Origin of the sequence: Burkholderia sp. Bp9015 (assembly GCF_003853505.1) — a bacterium.
Lineage (GTDB): Bacteria > Pseudomonadota > Gammaproteobacteria > Burkholderiales > Burkholderiaceae > Burkholderia.
In genome coordinates, this window is the sequence record NZ_QTPZ01000001.1 from 211,537 (window position 1) to 228,798 (window position 17,262).

Sequence of the window (17,262 nt, forward strand, 5' to 3'; positions counted from 1 at the left end):
GTCCGTCACGCCCGTCACCCGATCCGCCACCACCGCGGCAACAGATCGCGCACCTCCCGCCGCCGGTAACGATCGTCGATCAGATGCACGACGCCCTCGTCGTGTTCGGTGCGGATCACTCGCCCGGCCGCCTGCACGACCTTCTGCAGGCCCGGGTACAGATACATGTAGTCGTACCCGTTGCCGAAGCGCGCCTCCATCGCGCGCCGCATCTGTTCGTTGACATCGTTGACCTGCGGCAGCCCGAGCGTCGCGATGAACGCGCCGATCAGCCGCTCGCCGACGAGATCCACGCCTTCCGAGAACGCACCGCCCAGCACCGCGAAGCCGACCCCGCGCCCGCCCGCGTCGAAGCGCGCGAGAAACGCGTCGCGCTCGCTTTCGGCCATGCCGGGCGCCTGGGCCCACACGGGCACGTCCGGATGACGCGTCTGCATCAGCGCGACGACGCGCCCGAGATAGTCGAAGCTGCTGAGGAAACCGAGGTAGTTGCCGGGCCGTGTCGCATACTGCGCGGCGATCAGGTCCACGATCGGTTCGAGCGAACGGTCGCGGTCGCGCCAGCGCGTCGATACGTGGCTCGCGACGCGCACGGTCAGTTGCTCGGCGCGGAACGGCCCGTCGACGTCGAGCCAGCCGGTGTCGGCCGGCAACCCGAGCGTGTCGCGATAGAAATGAAACGGGCTCAACGTGCCGGAAAACAGCACGGTCGCGCGCGCGGCGTCGTAACGCGGCGCGAGAAAGCCGGCCGGAATCACGTTGCGCACGCACAGCGTCGACTGGATGCGGCGCCGGCGCCCGGCCGGTGCGACACCGTCGAGCCCGGACTGGCGCGGCAGCGGCTCGCCGTGCAGCGTCGCGTCGAAGATCGACGCGCCGTCGAACGCATCGGCGAGCACGCCGAACTGGATCGCCTCGAAATGAAAGCGCAGCAGCGCGTCGCCGTTCGCGCGCGGCGCATCGGTCAGGTGTTCGCCGATCGCCGCGACGAGGTTCTGCACGGCCGACACGATCGGCCCCGGAATCTCGGGGTATGCCGCATAGCGCGCGGCCTGTGCGCGATTGAGCGTGCCCCACGCGCGCGCGAGCCGGTCGAACGCCTTGCGCAGTGCCGCGGGCGCCGCCTCGCGCGCGGCCGCGAATGCGAACGGGTCGAGCGATGCGCTATACATCTTGCGGGCTCGATCGAGCAGGTTGTGCGCCTCGTCGACGAGCACGCCGACGCGCCACTGGTTCTGCTGCGCGAGCGTATGCAGCATCGCGCTGCCGTCGTAGTAGTAGTTGTAGTCGCCGATCACCATGTCCGACCAGCGCGCCAGCTCCTGCGCGAGATAGTACGGACAGACGTCGTGCGCGAGCGCCGCCTCGCGCACGGTATCGCGATCGAGCAGCCCCGCGCCGATCGCCGCGTCGCGCGCCGCCGGCAGGCGGTCGTAGAAGCCTTGCGCAAGCGGGCACGATTCACCGTGACACGCGCGGTCGGGATGCTCGCACGCCTTGTCGCGCGCGACGAGCTCCAGCACGCGCAGCGGCAGCGCCGGCGTGCCGGCGCCGAGCGTGGTCGCCGCTTCCAGCGCGAGCGCGCGGCCAGGCGTCTTCGCGGTCAGGAAGAACACGTGATCGAGCTCGCCCTCGCCGCACGCCTTCAGCAGCGGAAACACCGTGCCGAGCGTCTTGCCGATGCCGGTCGGCGCCTGCGCCATCAGGCAGCGCTCGTCGCGCGCCGCGCGATAGACGGACACGGCCAGCTCGCGCTGGCCGCTGCGGAATCGGCCGTGCGGAAACGTCAGCGCACGCAGCGCCGCATCGCGGGCCGAGCGGTGCGCGGTCTCGCGCTCGGCCCAGCCGACGAAGCACGCGCACTGCTCGGCGAAGAACGCGGCGAGCGCGCTTGCGCCGAGCGTCTCGGTCAGCACGGTCTCGCGCTCCGACACGATGTCGAAATACACGAGCGCGACGTCGATTTCCGCGAGTCCGCGTGCGTCGCACATCAGGTGCGCATAGACCTTCGCCTGCGCCCAGTGCAGCGCGCGATGATTGGCCGGCATCGCGTCGAGGCTGCCGCGGTAGGTCTTGATCTCCTCGAGCCGGTTCGCGACCGGATCGTAGCCGTCCGCGCGCCCGCGCACGGTGAGCGTGCCCCACGTGCCGGTCAACGCGATCTCGGTTTCGTAGCGTGCGCGGCGCTTCGACGTGACGGCGCCATGACCGGCAATGCCTTCGAGCGCGGTCGGCGCGGGCGTGAAGCGCAGGTCGAGATCGCCGCGCCGCGCGGTGAATTCGCACATCGCCCGCACCGCGACGACGTAGCTCATGCGGACAATCCCGCCGCTTCGGCCTGCTCGACACCGGCTCCGGCCCATTCGACATCGACGACACGCACCGGCATGCCGTGCGCGAGGCAGTACGCGAGCCAGCGCGTCTGGTTGTCCTGCAGCCGGTCGCCGGGGCCCTTCACCTCGATCAATTCATAGCGCCGCTCGCCGGGCCAGAAACGGACGAGATCGGGCAGCCCCGAGCGGTTGCCGCGGATATCCGCGAGCAGGCGCGTGAACCACAGCCGCAGGTGCTCGGGCGGCAGGCAGGCCAGCGCCTCGTCGAGCAGTTCGCCGGTCAGCACGCCCCAGAACACGAACGGCGATTGCAGCCCCGTCTTCGTCGCGAAGTGCCGGCGGATCGTGTCGCGGTACGCGCTCGAGTCGAGTTGCGCGAAACAGGCGGCGAACGCGTCCGTGCGGCGCACGGCGAAATCGGGCGCGTGCAGGTCGGCCGGGCCGCGCTGGAACGGGTGAAAGAACGCGCCGGGCACGGCCGCGAACACGGGCTCCCAGCACAGCAGGCCGAACAGCGAATTGATCAGCGTGTTCTCGACGTAGTGAACCGGCGCATCGGGCTGCGCAAGATGGTCGCGCACCGCGTATTCGACGCTGACGAACGCTTCAGGGCGCATCAGCACGAGCGTCTCGCGCGGCACGTCGGGCGTGCTGCCCGCGCGTTCGACCCGCTGCCCGAGACGGCGCTGCAGGCGCGGCAGCATCCGCTCGACGCGCTGGCGCTCCTCGTCGCTTTCGAAGCCGCCGCGCGCATCGAGCGCCAGCGCGAGCGCATCGGTGTCGCGGCCGCAGCGTTCGAGCACGCGAATGCGCCGGTGCCGGCTGCCCGGCCACGCGCTGCGCGCATACGCGTCGAGCGCGGCAGCCCAGTCGGCGCGGCGCTCGCAGGTCTGCCCGAGCGTGAACAGCAGCTTCGCGCGGCGCGTCGCGAGCCACGGCTGCGCGCAGCCGACCGCGTCGATCGCCTGCAGCAGATCGTCGAACGGCTGGTCGTCGGGCCATGCGTCGAGTGCTTCTCGGCAGGTCTGCAGCGCGAGATACGCGTCGACGTCGTCGCGCTGCTGGAACGCGCGCGACGACGGCGCGAACGGCACGCTTTCGTACTGGAACACGCCGAGATCGGCGAGCACGAATTCGCTCCAGTCCTGATGAAGATTGCCGAAGAACATCAGCCGCAGGCGGTCGCACAGCGCGCCGACCGTCACGCGCAGCACGCAATCGTCGGCCTGCGCGCACCATGCGTCGAGCGGTTGCGCCACGTCGTGCGCGGGCCGCAGCCGCTCGAGCCACTCGGGCTTGCGCTCGCCCGCGTGCGCCGCGAGCGACGGGAACATCTTCAGCAGGTCGGCCTTGGTCGACAGCAGGAACAACTCGTCGAGCGTGAGCGCGGGTGCCGGATCGACCCAGCCGAGCTCGACGAGCGGCGCGGCCGCGTCGAGCGTGCTGCCGATTTCGTCGTACGCGAGCTTGCTCGCGCGGAAGTCGGTGCCGCTGCGCATCAGCATCCGCACGAGCAACGCACGCGACGCTTTCGGCAGTTGCGCGAAATGCGCGAGAAACGCATGTTCGCTCGCATCGAGCAGGTCGTCATAGCGCTCGCCGAGCCAGGCCAGCGCGCGTTCGAAATTGGTCAGGTAGTAAAACGCCGGGGGCGTCGGCGATGCAGGCGTCACGGGGATCGATCACTGTACGTTTGTACAGGTCGGAATCATATCAAATGTGACGAAAAATGCCGCATGCCGCGCACCGCCATGCGGCTGCCCCGCCGGCGCCGATCCGGTCAGAACTGGTAATTCACCGACATGTCGAACACGCCGTTCGTCGACTGCTGCGTGATCGGGCTGCGCCGTGCGCGGCCGACGAGTTGTTCGATCGCGCCGTCCATCGTCACGAACCAGTGCTTGTTGACGAACCACACCATCGTCACGCCCGCGCCGAACGACTTCATCCCCGCGCCCGACGAATAGGCCGGCAGCCCCGAGCGCGCGGACGCCCCCGCGGGCACGCCGAACCAGCTGTTCATGTAGCGCGAATCGGCGAACGACACGGTCGGCCCGGCGAACCAGAAGAAGTGTTCGTTGCTGCCCGGCATCGGCATGTACGCGGAGAAATCGCCGACCCAGCCGTTCGAGCCGCCGATGCTGCGCCGCACATCCGCGCGCAGCACGAGCGGAAAATCCTTCGAGATCACGTAGTCGGCCGCGAGCTTCATCACCGGCGCCGCGTTGATGTTGTCGAGCCCGTTCAGGTGGTCGAGGTCGTCGGCCGAGCGGCGCCCGAGGTCATAGCCGACCGACAGGCTCACGCGCCAGTTGGGCCCGCGCAACACGTTCGCGCCGAGCCCGTCGCCCGTCGACAGGAAGAACAGGTCGCGATAGCGCACGTCGAGATTCGGGCCGCCCATCACGCGATAGCGATCGGAACCCGCGTAGCGCGGCTGCAGCGTCATCGCCGCGCCGACGCTGACCTGCCACGTGGGGACGGTCGGGCTGAACAGTTTCTGCAGCGGGACGCCCGCCGAGTATTGCCATTCGCCGAGCGGCGACGGCGTCTGGGCCGACGCGTCGCGGGCACCGGCCGCCGCGAGCGCGGCGAAGGCCGACAGGCCGGACACGAACCGGCGGGTGCCGGGCGACAACAACGGGCGGGCAACTGTCATCAAGGCGGTCTCCGTCGGTTGCACGAAACGAACCTGAGGGAAAGCGCGTCGCAGCCTGGCCGGCTGCAACGGCGAGCAGCCGACGGCGCGAACGTAGCGTGCGCTGAATTGTGAACATCCTACGCTGGCGCGCGCGAAGCCGCAAAGCGCCCGTTGAACGCGGGCACTTTGCCGTATTCCGGCATGAACCGGCGCAGGGTTGCGGAATCAGAAACGCTCGACGTGATAGTCGCCGGCGAGCGCGGCCGGGCTGCGCTTCGCCATCATGCGCGAGAAGCCGTCCGCGAGACGCCCGAGCGCGAGCTGCTTCTGGCTCGCGTCCCAGTGCGTGTAGGTGTCGTAGGCGGTGTCGTCGAACGACACGGTGACGGCGACCGGGCGCCCGCTCGCGCGAAAGCCGATATGCAGCACGCCGCCCGGCAACTCCTCGATGTGGTAACGCAACGAACGCGACTCGAAATAGCGGCCCAGCACCTGGGCGATCGCGCGCTTGTCGGGCGATTGCACGTGAATGTCCATGATGGTCCTCCTTTCTGTGATCGCGCGGCCGGCCGCGGTTCGCTGCCCTCGCCCGGCATCCGCATCGGCGGCGGCTGCGACGGCGGATCGCCTTGCGGCAGGCCCGGGAGCACGGGCGGATCGAACGGATCGTCGTGCTCGGGCAGCGCCGGATCGGGATCGAAGTCGGGCGTCGGCTCTGGACGGTGCAGCATGGATCGTGTACTCATGTCGCTCCTGCGCGGCGGCTCGCGCGTGTCGATGGGTGCGGCGAGCGCGCGCAAGCGGCGTGCCTGCCCGGTGGGCAGCCGCGCACCGGTCATGCATCGTAGGCCGCCATCACCAGCCACAGCGTGCGCCCTTCGGCGGCGAGGCGCGCCGCGAGTGCGAATCGATCGGACGGCGCGCATCGCGCGGCGAGCGCCCGCCGTGCGCTTTCCGGCCCCGCGTAGACGGTAGGGTTCAGCTCGCGAACCTCGTCCTTCCCGTCGAACATGCGCCGCTCGGGCCGGTGGATCCGCGATTCGCGCTTCCATGTGTCGAAACGCTCGCGCACCTGACTGAAATCGCCGCCGCACACGTTCGCGTCGTAACGTATTCTTTCCCTGGGTTCATTCATCACGATGTCCTCTCGTCCACGCCGGCGGCGGGCCGGCCACGTCTCAGCCCGCCCGGCCGGCTCGACGGCTGCAAGCGTCATGCCGCCCGCGCTGCGCGGGTACGGTGCTTGCACCCCTCGTACCCATAAGGAGGTTCGATCATGACCGCATCCGCCCCCGGTAGCCTAGACGCCGTGTCACCGGCTGCCAGCCCGCTCTCCCTGGCCACGTCGCGCAAGCCGTCTGACGACAAGACGGAGGAGCGCATCGACGAAGGGCTCGAGGAGACGTTCCCGGCCAGCGATCCGCCCGCCGTCGGCGGTGCGACCCGCATCGACCCCGCCAGGCCGTCCGGCGAACGCGAACGTCGCGCGCCCGACGCCCCGCCACCGCCCCGCGATCACGGCTGACGGCGGCACCCCGGCCCGCGATGCGCGGCAGCGTAGCGTCGCCCGGCCGGCCCAACCGGAGTGAAGTGATGAAACGCATCGAACGTGCATGGCACGAAGTCAGCGGCGCCGCAGGCGTCGCGGCGCTCGCCGCGATCGAGAGTGCGCTGGTCCTCGCAATCGTCGTGATGACGGGCGTCGGCCACTGAGCGTCGCTCGCGGCCCGGCCGCGGCTGCCGCCGTGGAAGATGTACAAGCCGGCTGGCAAATTTCTCCGTGGCCCGGCCGCCCAGGCCCGGCCTGTGCCGATTGAACGCGGCACGCGTTCTGCTTCCATGTCGTCTCGTTCACGAAGGAGGCGTTCATGTATCGCGTCAATGAAATCATGTCGCGCGACGTGGTCTGCGTCGCGCCGACCGACACGATTCGCCATGCGGCCGAATTGATGCAGCGCTTCGACATCGGCGTGCTGCCGGTCTGCGACGACACCGGGCTCGTCGCGATCGTGACGGACCGCGACCTCGCAGTGCGAGCGCTGTCGCACGGGCATTCGTCCGATACCCCGGTGAAGGTGGTCGCATCCGCGCCGGTGCAGTGGTGCGTGGAAGATGACGGCGTCGGCGACGTCCAGCAGCGGATGGCCGACGTGCAGTTGCACCGGATGCCGGTGCTCGACGCCAATCACCAGATCGTCGGCATCGTGTCGCTGGGCGACATCGCGACACGCGCGGGCGGCCCGGCGCGCGACGAGCTGGCGAACACGCTCGAGGACGTGTCCCTGCCGCGCCGCCGCTGACCGCGGCACCTCACCAGGCCCGCGCGCCGTGTGCGCCGCGCCGCTTCGACCAGGAGAACAGCGATGACAACGGACAGACCGTCGCGCACGCAGGCGCGCATCGTCGGCGACCGCGGCCGTTCGGCCGGCGGGCCGGGGCCGGACGTGATGGCCGCCAGCACGCTGGAAGACGATCGCGTGCTGACGCTGGACGGCGACGACATCGGCAAGATCACGAACATCATGCTCGATATCCGCTCGGGCCGGATCGCGTATGCGGTCGTGTCGTCGGGCGGGTTGCTCGGGATCGGCGACAAGCTGCTCGCGGTGCCGTGGAACGTGCTGACGCTCGACGCCGGGCGCCGCTGCTTCGTGCTGCCCGTTTCGACCGAGCGCGTGCGCGACGCGCCCGGCTTCGAGAAAGACCGCTGGCCGACGATGGCCGATCCCGCCTGGGCCGAGGGGCTGCACGCGTACTACGGCGCATCGCCGTACTGGCTGATCGAGGAAGGCGAAACGGTACTCGATGCGCCGCCCTTCGAGGCGTCGCCGGAGGGCCCGGAAAGCGACACGCGGCCGCACTGACGGACGCGCCGGGGCGCGCGGATCGCCGTGCGGATCAGTGCGCGGCCGCGATCGCACGCTCGAGTGCGCGCGCGGCGCTCAGGTGCGCCTTCAGCGTCGGCAGCGCGTTGGCCGCGAACGCGCGAAGCTGCCGGTCGTGGCCGTGGCGCGCCTCGGCTGAGTAGAGCCGGATCGCCGCGTCGTGCGCGTTCGGTCCCGCCAGCTCGATGTACCCCTTGTCGAACGCATGGCCATTCTTGCTTCGCAGCGCATTCACCGCCGGATCGACCAGCATCCGCGTCTGCACGGGCAAGCCCTTTTGCGCGCCGAGCCGGCGCAATTCCGCGGTCATGCGAACGTGATCGTCGATCATCCGGCGCGCGAAGGCCTTCACGCGCGGATTCGACGACCGGTCGAGCGCGAGCTGGCTCGCCTGCAGCTCCGTCTTGCCGACGATGCCCGCCTTGTCGATGAATTCGGCGTCGATGCCGCTCGGCCGCCGCGTCATGTCCGCCTCGTCGGCGGTCGGGCCGGGACTGACGACGCCCGGCGCGACCTGAACGGACGATGCCGGCGGCGCCTGCGCATGCGCCGGCGCGAACGCCGGCACGCGCAACACCGCGAGCGCACCCGATCCCACCAGGCACACGATGGCGGCAACCGCGGCGGATCGGCGGAGATTCCTGTCGCTCGTTTTCATCCGGACCTCCGTATCGGTCGACGGATCGGCCCTGCCGAACGCGGCAACCGGCCCGTCATGCGGGACGATGCGCGGACGCGGGAAATCGGTCCACGCGCCTTTGCTCCATGCCCCCTCGACATACTCGATCGACAATGCGGCGGTTACCCGCAGCGTGCGCTCCGCGAACGTCGTGTCATACGTGACTTCCCGCGGATCCGCAGCCTGTCGCACACACCGCGCGAACCGTCGATGTTGGGCACGACCCGAATCGCCGTCGCGCGTCGCCGCTCGTCGGGTACGCCGCCCGTCGACTCGGCCTGCCGCCGGGAGCCGATGCGCCGGGCAAGGTTCGATCCCTTCATCGTGCCGCCTGGCGCGGGATGCGGAGGCCGCCGCGCGTCAGCGATGCCGCTCGGCGCTCGACACGTCGACGATGACGCTGGCCAGCGTCGGCATGTCGACCGGCTTGCACAGATACGCGTCGAAGCCGGCGGCCATCACGCGGTTCCGGTCCGCCGCACCCGCATGCGCGGTCACCGCGACGACGGGCAGGCGCCCGCTGCCGTTCGGCAAATGGCGGATGTGGTCGAGCAGCCAGAAGCCGTCGCCGTCCGGCATCGCGAGATCCGACAGCACGACGCTCGGGTGCTGCCGCGCGACCACGTCGAGCGCGTCGCGCCCCGATTGCGCGGTCGACACCTGCGCACCGAGCGTTTCGAGCGCCGCCGCGAGGCTCGCGCGCGACGTCGCATCGTCATCGACCACCAGCACGCGCCGGCCGTCGAGCGCGACCGCCGTCGACGCACCGCTCGGCCGTAACGGCTGGCCGTTCGGCATGTCGGCGCCCCAGTCCACCGGCAGCATCACGGTCACGGTCGTGCCGCACCCGGCGCCATCGCTCGCAGCCGTCACCTCGCCGCCGTGGAGCCGTGCGATGTTGCGCACGATCGACAGGCCGAGTCCGAGCCCACGCTTGGGCGAGGCCGACGCGCCTTCCGGCCGGTTGAACGTATCGAACAGATGCGGCAGGCGTTCCGCCGAAATGCCTTGGCCGGTATCGGCGACCGACAGCCGCACGCGCGCGCCGGCCCGGGTCAGAGACACCTTGATGCTGCCGCCCGGCGGCGTGAACTTGATCGCGTTCGACAGCAGGTTCGACAGCATCTGGCGCACCCGCTCGCCGTCCGCGGAGATCACGCAGTTGGACATCTCGCACGCGATCGACAGTTCGAGACCGTTCGCCTCCGCCGTCGCGCCGAGTTCGCGCACCGCCTCCCGCACGACGCGCACGAGATCGACGGGCGCGCGCTCGAGCCGCATCCGCCCCGTCGCGAGCGACGAGGCGTCGAGCAGGTCGCCGACCATCCGCGACAGCGAGCGTGCGCTGCGGTCGATCGCATCGATCGCCTGGTGAGCGAAGCTCTGGCCGTCGGCGCTGCGCATCACCTCGACCCAGCCGTAGATCACGTTCAGCGGCGTGCGCAGTTCATGCGATACGGTGGCGAGCAGTTCATCCTTCAGCCGGTTCGACTCGTCGGCCTGCACGCGCGCGTCGCGCGCACCGCGTAACGAACGCAGGTTGCGCCGTTCGCTTCGGCGGCGTTCGCGCGCTTCGCGCAGCGTCATCGACATGCCGGTGCAGTTGCCTTGCGCGTCGACGATCGGCGCCGCCACGAAGGTCGCGCGAAAGCGGCCGCCGTCGTGGCGCAGGCACAGAATGTCGAGCGGGCCTGCAGGCGGGCGCGCGTTCGCGAACGTCGTGGGAACCGGATGCAACCGCAGCCAGCGCGGCGCGATCAGCGTCGTGACGTCGTGGCCGATCACCGCCGCGGCATCGATGCCGAACAGGCGCCGCGCGGCCGGGTTCCAGCTCGTGATCCGCCGGACCGCATCGACGCCGACGATCGCGTCGGGCGACGCATCGACCACGCGGCGCAGCAGGATGTCGTCGAGCGAGCGCGCCGCGGGTGCCGGTTCGCGACGCGGCATGCGTGCGTCGTTTTCCTCCGCATCCTCGGCCCCGTGCAGCCGATCGTTTGCGAGCAGCGGCTTGACGACCATCACGAGCACGCATTCGACGAAACCGATCGCGACGAAGGCGCCGGCCTGCGCGAGCAGCGCGGGCAGCGTCACCTCGCGCCAGCCCAACGCGCCGATCACGACCGCGCTCGCGGCGATCGCGGCCAGGCCGCCGCCGAACGACGTCAGCCAGGCCGCAGCCGCAACACCGGCGTAGAAAGGCAGCTGTGCAAACGGTGCATGTACGCCGACGACGTGCATCGCCCACGCCTGCAGCGCGGACGCCACCCCGACGGCCAGCACGACCCATGCGCCCTGCCGGAACAGTTCACGGGTAAGGATCCTCATCGTGTCCCTGCATCGCCCCGGCGACCGTCGCTCGACGGCTCCCGCCTCGGCGGCCGGCATGTGCCGTCGAGCGCTCGGGGGCGAGCCCAAGGGCCGGCGCAACGCGCGTACCCGCGGCACGGCCGCGCGGCGGCTTCGCGGCGCGGCGCGCTGCGCGTGCCGCCGCGCCGCGTCGCTCGGCCGCCCTGCCGCATTTGCGCGGAACGCGGGCGCTGCCGACTTGCGATTTTTCATCGGTCGGCTGCAAAAAAGCATCGACACGCGGTGTCGGCTGCCGCCTGTCGGCATCGTGCCCCCGTGATCGCGTATTTCTTCGATCCCCGCACCGGACATTGTAAATTTCTAAATCGCGGCACCTTCCGTGCGGTTTCGCTGTCGATGATAGATATTGCAATGAAGGGAACGTGCGGTGCCGATTTTCAAAACGGGCCGCCGACGCTTATGGCTGAATCCGCAAACCGTCCGAAGCAAGGCGCCGACGCGCGCCGGCTGTCCGGCCGCTCCGCGGCGATGCGCACGCTGCTCGGCCGTATCGAGAAAATCGCTCCGACCCGCGCCAGCGTGATGATTGCCGGCGAAAGCGGGGTCGGCAAGGATATCGTCGCGCGCCGGCTGCACGACCTCAGCGGGCGACGCGACGGGCCGTTCGTGCCCGTCAACTGCGGCGCGATTCCGGCGGACATCGCCGAAGCGCAATTGTTCGGTCACGAAAAAGGCAGCTTCACCGGCGCGATCGCGCAACGGGAGGGGTTTTTCGAAGCCGCGTGCGGCGGCACGCTGCTGCTCGACGAGATCGCGGAGATGCCCGCGGCGCTGCAGGTGAAGCTGCTGCGGGCGCTCGAATCGAACACGATCATTCGGGTCGGCGGCACCGATTCGATTCCGCTCGACGTGCGCATCCTGTCGGCGACCCGCCACAATCCGGCCGATGCCGTGCGCGACGGCCGGCTGCGCGAGGACCTGTTCTACCGTCTCGCCGCGTTCGCGCTGTATGTGCCGCCGCTGCGCCAGCGCAGCGGCGACGTCGAGGCGATCGCGCATGAGTTCGTCGATGCGCTCAACGCGCGGCACCGCTCGCACAAGCGGCTGACCGACGCGGCGATCGCCGCGCTGCGCGCCTATTCGTGGCCGGGCAACGTGCGCGAGCTGCACAACACGATCGAGCGCGCGTACATCCTCGCGGACGACGGCATCGACGTCGCGTTGCCGAGGCCGGCAGCGCCGCCCGACCACACGTCGGACGACGCGATGGCGCTGCCACTCGGCGCGACGCTGCACCATGCGCAGCAACGTTTCATCGCGGCGACGCTGCAGCACTTCGACGGCAACAAGCCGCAAGCCGCGAAAGCGCTCGGCATCAGCCTGAAGACGCTCTACAACCGGCTCGCGCTGATGCGCGACGACGGCCGCCCCTGAGCGCCGCCGCGCGCCGCGGCGCGCCCTGCGTCAACCGGCGCAGGTCATGCGACCTTGAACTGCCCGACCGTCGTCGCGAGCGCGTTCGCCTGCGTCTGCAGCGCGGTCGCGGCCGCGGTCGACTGTTCGACGAGTGCCGCGTTCTGCTGCACCATTTCGTCGAGCTGGGTGACCGCGCGGTTCACTTCCTGGATGCCGCGCGTCTGCTCGTTCGCCGCGTGCGTGATCTCGGAGATGATCGTCGTCACGTTGGCGACGTTCGACACGATCTCGCGCATCGTCTCGCCGGCCTGGCGCACCTGCCCCGACCCGGCCGACACGCTCGCCACCGTCGATTCGACCAGCACCTTCACCTCGCGCGCGGCCTGCGCGCTGCGTTGCGCGAGACTGCGCACTTCCTGCGCGACGACCGCGAAACCGCGGCCCTGCTCGCCGGCACGCGCCGCTTCGACGGCCGCGTTCAGCGCGAGGATGTTGGTCTGGAACGCGATCCCGTCGATCACGCCGATGATGTCGCCGATCCGGCCCGACGCTTCCTCGATCTTCTCCATCGTCGACACGACGTCCGATACGACCACGCCGCCGTGCGACGCGATCCGCGACGCCGCGGCCGCGCGTTCATCGGCCTGGCCGGCAGCGGCCGCCGACTGGCCGACCGTCGCGGTGATTTCTTCCATCGACGCGGCCGTTTCCTCGAGGCTCGCCGCCGCCGATTCGGTGCGCGACGACAGGTCCTGGTTGCCCGCGGCGATTTCGTTCGCGGCCGTGCGCACCGATTCGCTCGCGTCGCGGATCTGTCGCATCACGTCGTTCAGCTTGTCGACGAAGCTGTTGAACGAGCGCGCGATATCGGCCACCTCGTCGCGGCCGTCGGCCGGCAGGCGCTGCGTCAGGTCGCCCGTGCCCGAGCCGATCGACGCCATCGCCTGACGCACCTGAGACAGGCGGCGGAACGCGGTCGTCGTGATCGCGCCGACGATCAGCGACGCGACGCCGACGATCACCACCAGCGTGATCAGCGACGCGGTCAGCAGCGAGCGCATCCCGGCCGTCGCTTCCGATTTGTCGAGCAGGACCAGCGCGTACCAGTCGGTGCCCGGCACGGCTTGCGCGCGCACCAGCTTCGCGTCGCCGCCGACGTGCACTTCGACCGGCGCGCTCGACGCCGCCAGCGTCGCGGCGCCGATGCCGCCGAGGTCGGGCGACACGTCGGCGACCGGCTTCAGCGTGAGCTTCGCGTCAGGATGCGCGACGACGTGGCCGCTGCTGTCGATCAACATCCCGAAACTCGCGGGCGTCGGGTGGATCGACTTCACGTTCGCGATCACGCTGTCCATCGCGACGTCGGCGGCGACGACGCCCTTCAGCGCACCGTCGCGCAGGATCGGCACCGCGAACGTGACGACCAGGTTGCCGGTGCCCGCATCGACGTACGGCGGCGTGACGACCGGCTTGCCGGCCTGGGCGGCCTGCTTGTACCACGGACGGCCGGTCGGGTCGTAGTCGGGCGGGATGCCGGTCGGGTCGGAGAAATGGAACACCTTGTCGGCATAGCCCGCGTAGACGTTCGTGAAGCCGCCCGCCGCGGCCATCTGCTTGAACACCGGCAGCGGATCGGGCGACAGCGCGGCGTCCTGCAACGACGCGATCATCCGGCTTTTCGTCGCGACCCAGTCGCCGATGCCGACCACGTGGCCGCTCGCGACGGAGGTCAGGTTGCGGTCTATCGCGTCGTTGTTGTACGCGCGTGCGATGAAGTAATTGATCAGCGTGGTGGCGACGAGCGCGAACACGACGATGGCGACGCACGCGGCAAGGATGCGGGTGCGGATGGACGAGAACATGGCAACGACTCGGTAAGGGAGCGCGAACGCCCGGTGGACGAATTCACCGGGTAAACGGCATCCGCGCCGCTTACTTGAGGCCGTTGTGTCGATTCGGTCAAATATATGAAGAAAGGCGCGACCGGCAGGCAGGCGCGTTGTCGGTATGCAGGCGTGCAGCGGTGCCGGAGGCGCGCGCGGCGCTCAGGGGCCTTCCGCTGTCATGAGGCACCGCGGCGCCGGTCGCGCCGATCGTCCCTTACAGACGGCGGCCGGTACGCGTATCCGGCTCGTCGCGCGGCGTACTGGCCGGCGTGTCGCGCTCGAGTTCGTCCTGCCTGCGCATCCGTTCGCGCAGGTGGCGGATCGCGAACACGTGGATGTAATCGTGCACGCGGGCATCGGACGACAACGCTCGCACTTCATCGTCGAGCATCGTGCGCAACTGATCGGCGCCGATCGCGCGCTCTGCGGCGACGGCCTTCAAGGCATCAAGCAAATTGTCCTGTGACATCGACGGGCTCCTGACGGTCGAGGAACGAAAGGAAAACATGACGCTATCGGAAGATTAAAGGCTGGACAGCCGCCCGGCGTACGATGCGCCGAAGCGTGGTTGCGCGCGATCAACGGCACCTTGCGTGCCGCCGCGCCGATCCGTCGCCGGACCGGCTCGCGCGCAGGATTCGCGGCGCCCAGGGCCCGCGAACGACTGGAAGGATTGCCACGCCACCCCGAGGCGCGGCACCGCGCGATCGCTCGGACGATGAACCGTCGCGCGATGCCGATGCAGTGTGGGACCTTAGACCCGCGAAAGTCCTGCGTCAAGCGACGCGCGACGGCCGCGATTCGTCTGTTCGAATGCACCGGATCGGGGCGCCGCACATCGGGGGCGCCGCACATCGCGCCTGCCCGCCTGCCCGCCTCGCGCCGCAGCGGCCGCTCGCCGGTCCGACGTGTCAGCGGATTCCGATACCTCGCACGCAACGTCTGACAGCGACTTCAGCACGCACCGATTGGCAGCGCGGTCTCCGCGGCGGATACTGATGTCATGAACGATGCGTTCATACCCGGTCATCGCTCAGCCGGCCCTCGAGCCGGCACGCGGGGTCGGGCGCAGGGAGACCCATCATGATTCATCGCAACTTCCCGGCGCGGGACGGACAGCGGCGCACGCGCATGCTGGCCGCGACCGCCGTGCCGGCAGCAATCCGGCCGCCCGAAGATCTCGACGCGTTGCTCGCACTCGCGCGCGAATCGGGCTTGCTCATCACGCTCGACGGGCAGATCGGCCGCGAAAAGTACCAGAGCGTCGCGGGATCGGTGCTCGCGCTGCAGCGGTTCGCCGCGGCGCTCCGCGCGCGGGCCGGTGCCGGCGCAACGGTCGTCGTGAGGCCGCGCCGCAAGACGCGCCCCGGCTGGCCGCGGCTGCGCGATCGCACGCCGGGCGGACGAGGCCGACTGCATGGCGTGCGTCGCGGTGCACGCGTATGCCGCGACGCGCACCGCCCGCGCGACCTGCGAGCGCCTCGCTCCGCGTAAAGGCCTGGACGCGGGGCCTGAACGCAGCGCCTTTACGCAGCCGACGCCGCACGCGGCCGCGTGAAGGCCGCGGCACCGCGCCGGGCACGCAGCGCATGCCGCGATCCAGACCGACTCCGCGATCGCGCGATCGCGTGGCATCGCGCGCCGTTCCACACGGCGACATCGACGAAAACAATACCTGCGAGGAAAAGAGTCAGCACGGGGCCAGGAAAGCGGACGGGGTGCAATGCACCCCGTCCGTTATCCAAGGCAGCCGCCGGCTGCCTACCCTCGTGCCAGAGAGTTCGTGATCGGCCGATGCGCGATGCGCTGCGCGGCACGGCTCCGGAAATCGGCTGAATCGCAACGGCGTCGGACAGGCGCCGGTTCGCGCGGTTCCGGACCGACGTGTCGAATCGCGGCGTCGGGCACGGACGACGGACCATCCGCCGCATGCACACGCACGTCGTGTGACTATCTCATGCAAAATGCGCGACGTTTCTGATGCAGGTCAATGAAAGCCCGCTTCGCATTCGTCGCAGCGCAATCCTCACGCGGCCTCGCGCACGAGCAGCACCGGCACCTGAGCGAGATGCGCGACCCGGCGCGCCACGCTGCCGATCAGCCAGGCCGCGATGCCGCGCCGGCCGTGCGTGCCGACCACCAGCAGTTCAGCATGCCAGTGCACCGCGTCGCGCATCAGCGCATGGGCGACGTCGTCGCTGGTCGGACGGGTCTCGACGATGCCGCGCTTGGTCGGGTTCCCCGTTGCATGGAACAGCGGACCGATCCGCGCCAGCGCATCCTCGCCCTCCGCGCGATACGCATCCTCGAGCGCGCGCACCGGCACGAGATCCGTCAGACGCACCGCGCGATCGACGACATAGACCGCGTACAGCAGCGTCGTCGGCACCGCGAAGCCGAGCCCGACGCGCACCGCGTGCAGCGACGGCTCGCTGCCGTCAACGGCGAACATCAGGCGCTGCAGCGGCCCGTCCGACGGCCGCACATAGTCGGCGGGCACGATCAGCAGCGCGCAGCGCGCGCGCGCGGCCAGCGTGTCGGACACCGCCCCCTCGACGAGCCGCAGCAGCCCATGGTGCGGATTGGCGCCGACCACGAGCACGTCGGCGTGCCATGCCGACGTGTCGTTCGCGAGCGCATCGGCCACCGTGCCGCCCGTGAGCGACGTATCGATGATCATCTGCTCGATCCCCACGCCGCTGCCGGCGAACAGTTCCGCGATGCGTTCGAGCGTCGCCTGAGCTTCACGCGTCATCTCCTCGCGCGCGGAGGTCAGCAGCGCGTCGACGCGCGGGATGTCGGGCAGCACGAGACGCGGATTGTCGATCGCGCAGACGATGCGCACCTGCATGCCGGGACGCAGCAGCGTGCGCGTGTAGCGCGCGGCGGACAGCGACTCCGGCGTCAGATCGACGGCCAGCGAGATCCGCGCGAGCGGCGGGATGGTCGGGGTGGACTGCATGGCGAAAGCCTCCTTGCGGACGCGTCGTCGCGAACGACGACCGGAGCTTCGCGCGGGCAGCGGCGAACGACGAACGGCGGACGGACGGCCGACGCGGTCGCGCGGATCGGCGGACGGCCACGCGAAGCGCGGACAAGCGATTCAGACAGC

15 protein-coding genes are annotated in these 17,262 nt (G+C 70.0%); 5 read left to right on the forward strand and 10 right to left on the reverse strand.

Going from position 1 to position 17,262, the window contains the following annotated elements:
* Positions 1 to 14: 14 nt before the first annotated feature.
* From DIE12_RS00920 to DIE12_RS00940, 5 genes are all read right to left on the reverse strand, one after another.
* The gene (locus DIE12_RS00920) at positions 15 to 2,315 is read right to left on the reverse strand and encodes an ATP-dependent DNA helicase (protein WP_124519473.1); all 2,301 of its coding nucleotides are present in this window, start codon (positions 2,313 to 2,315) and stop codon (positions 15 to 17) included.
* Positions 2,312 to 4,006 (reverse strand): VRR-NUC domain-containing protein, encoded by a 1,695-nt coding sequence (locus DIE12_RS00925; RefSeq protein ID WP_124519474.1) that lies wholly within the window; start codon positions 4,004 to 4,006, stop codon positions 2,312 to 2,314. The genes DIE12_RS00920 and DIE12_RS00925 overlap by 4 nt, the downstream gene beginning before the upstream one ends.
* Positions 4,007 to 4,113: 107 nt before the next feature.
* Positions 4,114 to 4,992: a MipA/OmpV family protein gene (locus tag DIE12_RS00930; protein WP_044843101.1), complete on the reverse strand. Its 879-nt coding sequence runs from the start codon at positions 4,990 to 4,992 to the stop codon at positions 4,114 to 4,116.
* A 207-nt stretch (positions 4,993 to 5,199) separates the two neighbouring features.
* Positions 5,200 to 5,511: a hypothetical protein gene (locus tag DIE12_RS00935; protein WP_044843100.1), complete on the reverse strand. Its 312-nt coding sequence runs from the start codon at positions 5,509 to 5,511 to the stop codon at positions 5,200 to 5,202.
* A 298-nt stretch (positions 5,512 to 5,809) separates the two neighbouring features.
* The gene (locus tag DIE12_RS00940; protein WP_124551063.1) at positions 5,810 to 6,109 is read right to left on the reverse strand and encodes a hypothetical protein; all 300 of its coding nucleotides are present in this window, start codon (positions 6,107 to 6,109) and stop codon (positions 5,810 to 5,812) included.
* Between the two features lie 141 nt (positions 6,110 to 6,250).
* Between DIE12_RS00940 and DIE12_RS00945 the strand changes: the two genes are divergently transcribed.
* From DIE12_RS00945 to DIE12_RS00955, 3 genes are all read left to right on the forward strand, one after another.
* On the forward strand, positions 6,251 to 6,499 hold the full coding sequence (locus DIE12_RS00945; RefSeq protein WP_124484846.1) for a hypothetical protein: 249 nt from the start codon (positions 6,251 to 6,253) through the stop codon (positions 6,497 to 6,499).
* 343 nt (positions 6,500 to 6,842) lie between these two features.
* Positions 6,843 to 7,274, forward strand: a complete 432-nt coding sequence (locus DIE12_RS00950) for a CBS domain-containing protein (protein WP_044843097.1) — start codon at positions 6,843 to 6,845, stop codon at positions 7,272 to 7,274.
* A gap of 63 nt (positions 7,275 to 7,337) precedes the next feature.
* Positions 7,338 to 7,838 carry a PRC-barrel domain-containing protein gene (locus DIE12_RS00955; RefSeq protein WP_124484847.1) on the forward strand — a complete coding sequence of 167 codons (501 nt, stop codon included), beginning with the start codon at positions 7,338 to 7,340 and terminating at the stop codon, positions 7,836 to 7,838.
* A gap of 34 nt (positions 7,839 to 7,872) precedes the next feature.
* Here the strand turns inward: DIE12_RS00955 and DIE12_RS00960 are convergent, their stop codons facing one another.
* Both DIE12_RS00960 and DIE12_RS00965 read right to left on the reverse strand, forming a co-directional pair.
* Positions 7,873 to 8,517, reverse strand: a complete 645-nt coding sequence (locus tag DIE12_RS00960) for a DUF4142 domain-containing protein (RefSeq protein ID WP_124519698.1) — start codon at positions 8,515 to 8,517, stop codon at positions 7,873 to 7,875.
* 381 nt (positions 8,518 to 8,898) lie between these two features.
* On the reverse strand, positions 8,899 to 10,866 hold the full coding sequence (locus tag DIE12_RS00965; protein WP_124484849.1) for an ATP-binding protein: 1,968 nt from the start codon (positions 10,864 to 10,866) through the stop codon (positions 8,899 to 8,901).
* Between the two features lie 378 nt (positions 10,867 to 11,244).
* On the opposite strand from DIE12_RS00965, the gene DIE12_RS00970 reads away from it, so the two are divergent.
* Positions 11,245 to 12,282: a sigma-54-dependent Fis family transcriptional regulator gene (locus DIE12_RS00970; protein ID WP_124485072.1), complete on the forward strand. Its 1,038-nt coding sequence runs from the start codon at positions 11,245 to 11,247 to the stop codon at positions 12,280 to 12,282.
* Positions 12,283 to 12,326: 44 nt separating this feature from the next.
* Here DIE12_RS00970 and DIE12_RS00975 read toward each other — a convergent pair whose 3' ends face one another.
* Together DIE12_RS00975 and DIE12_RS00980 are read right to left on the reverse strand one after the other, a co-directional pair.
* A complete protein-coding gene (locus DIE12_RS00975; RefSeq protein WP_124484850.1) occupies positions 12,327 to 14,126 on the reverse strand; it encodes a methyl-accepting chemotaxis protein in 1,800 nt (599 codons plus the stop codon).
* A gap of 238 nt (positions 14,127 to 14,364) precedes the next feature.
* Positions 14,365 to 14,619 (reverse strand): DUF3562 domain-containing protein, encoded by a 255-nt coding sequence (locus DIE12_RS00980; RefSeq protein ID WP_124484851.1) that lies wholly within the window; start codon positions 14,617 to 14,619, stop codon positions 14,365 to 14,367.
* 614 nt (positions 14,620 to 15,233) lie between these two features.
* On the opposite strand from DIE12_RS00980, the gene DIE12_RS37905 reads away from it, so the two are divergent.
* Positions 15,234 to 15,644: a hypothetical protein gene (locus DIE12_RS37905; RefSeq protein WP_185500291.1), complete on the forward strand. Its 411-nt coding sequence runs from the start codon at positions 15,234 to 15,236 to the stop codon at positions 15,642 to 15,644.
* A 532-nt stretch (positions 15,645 to 16,176) separates the two neighbouring features.
* Here DIE12_RS37905 and DIE12_RS00985 read toward each other — a convergent pair.
* On the reverse strand, positions 16,177 to 17,112 hold the full coding sequence (locus tag DIE12_RS00985) for a universal stress protein (RefSeq protein WP_124519476.1): 936 nt from the start codon (positions 17,110 to 17,112) through the stop codon (positions 16,177 to 16,179).
* Between the last annotated feature and the right edge of the window lie 150 nt (positions 17,113 to 17,262).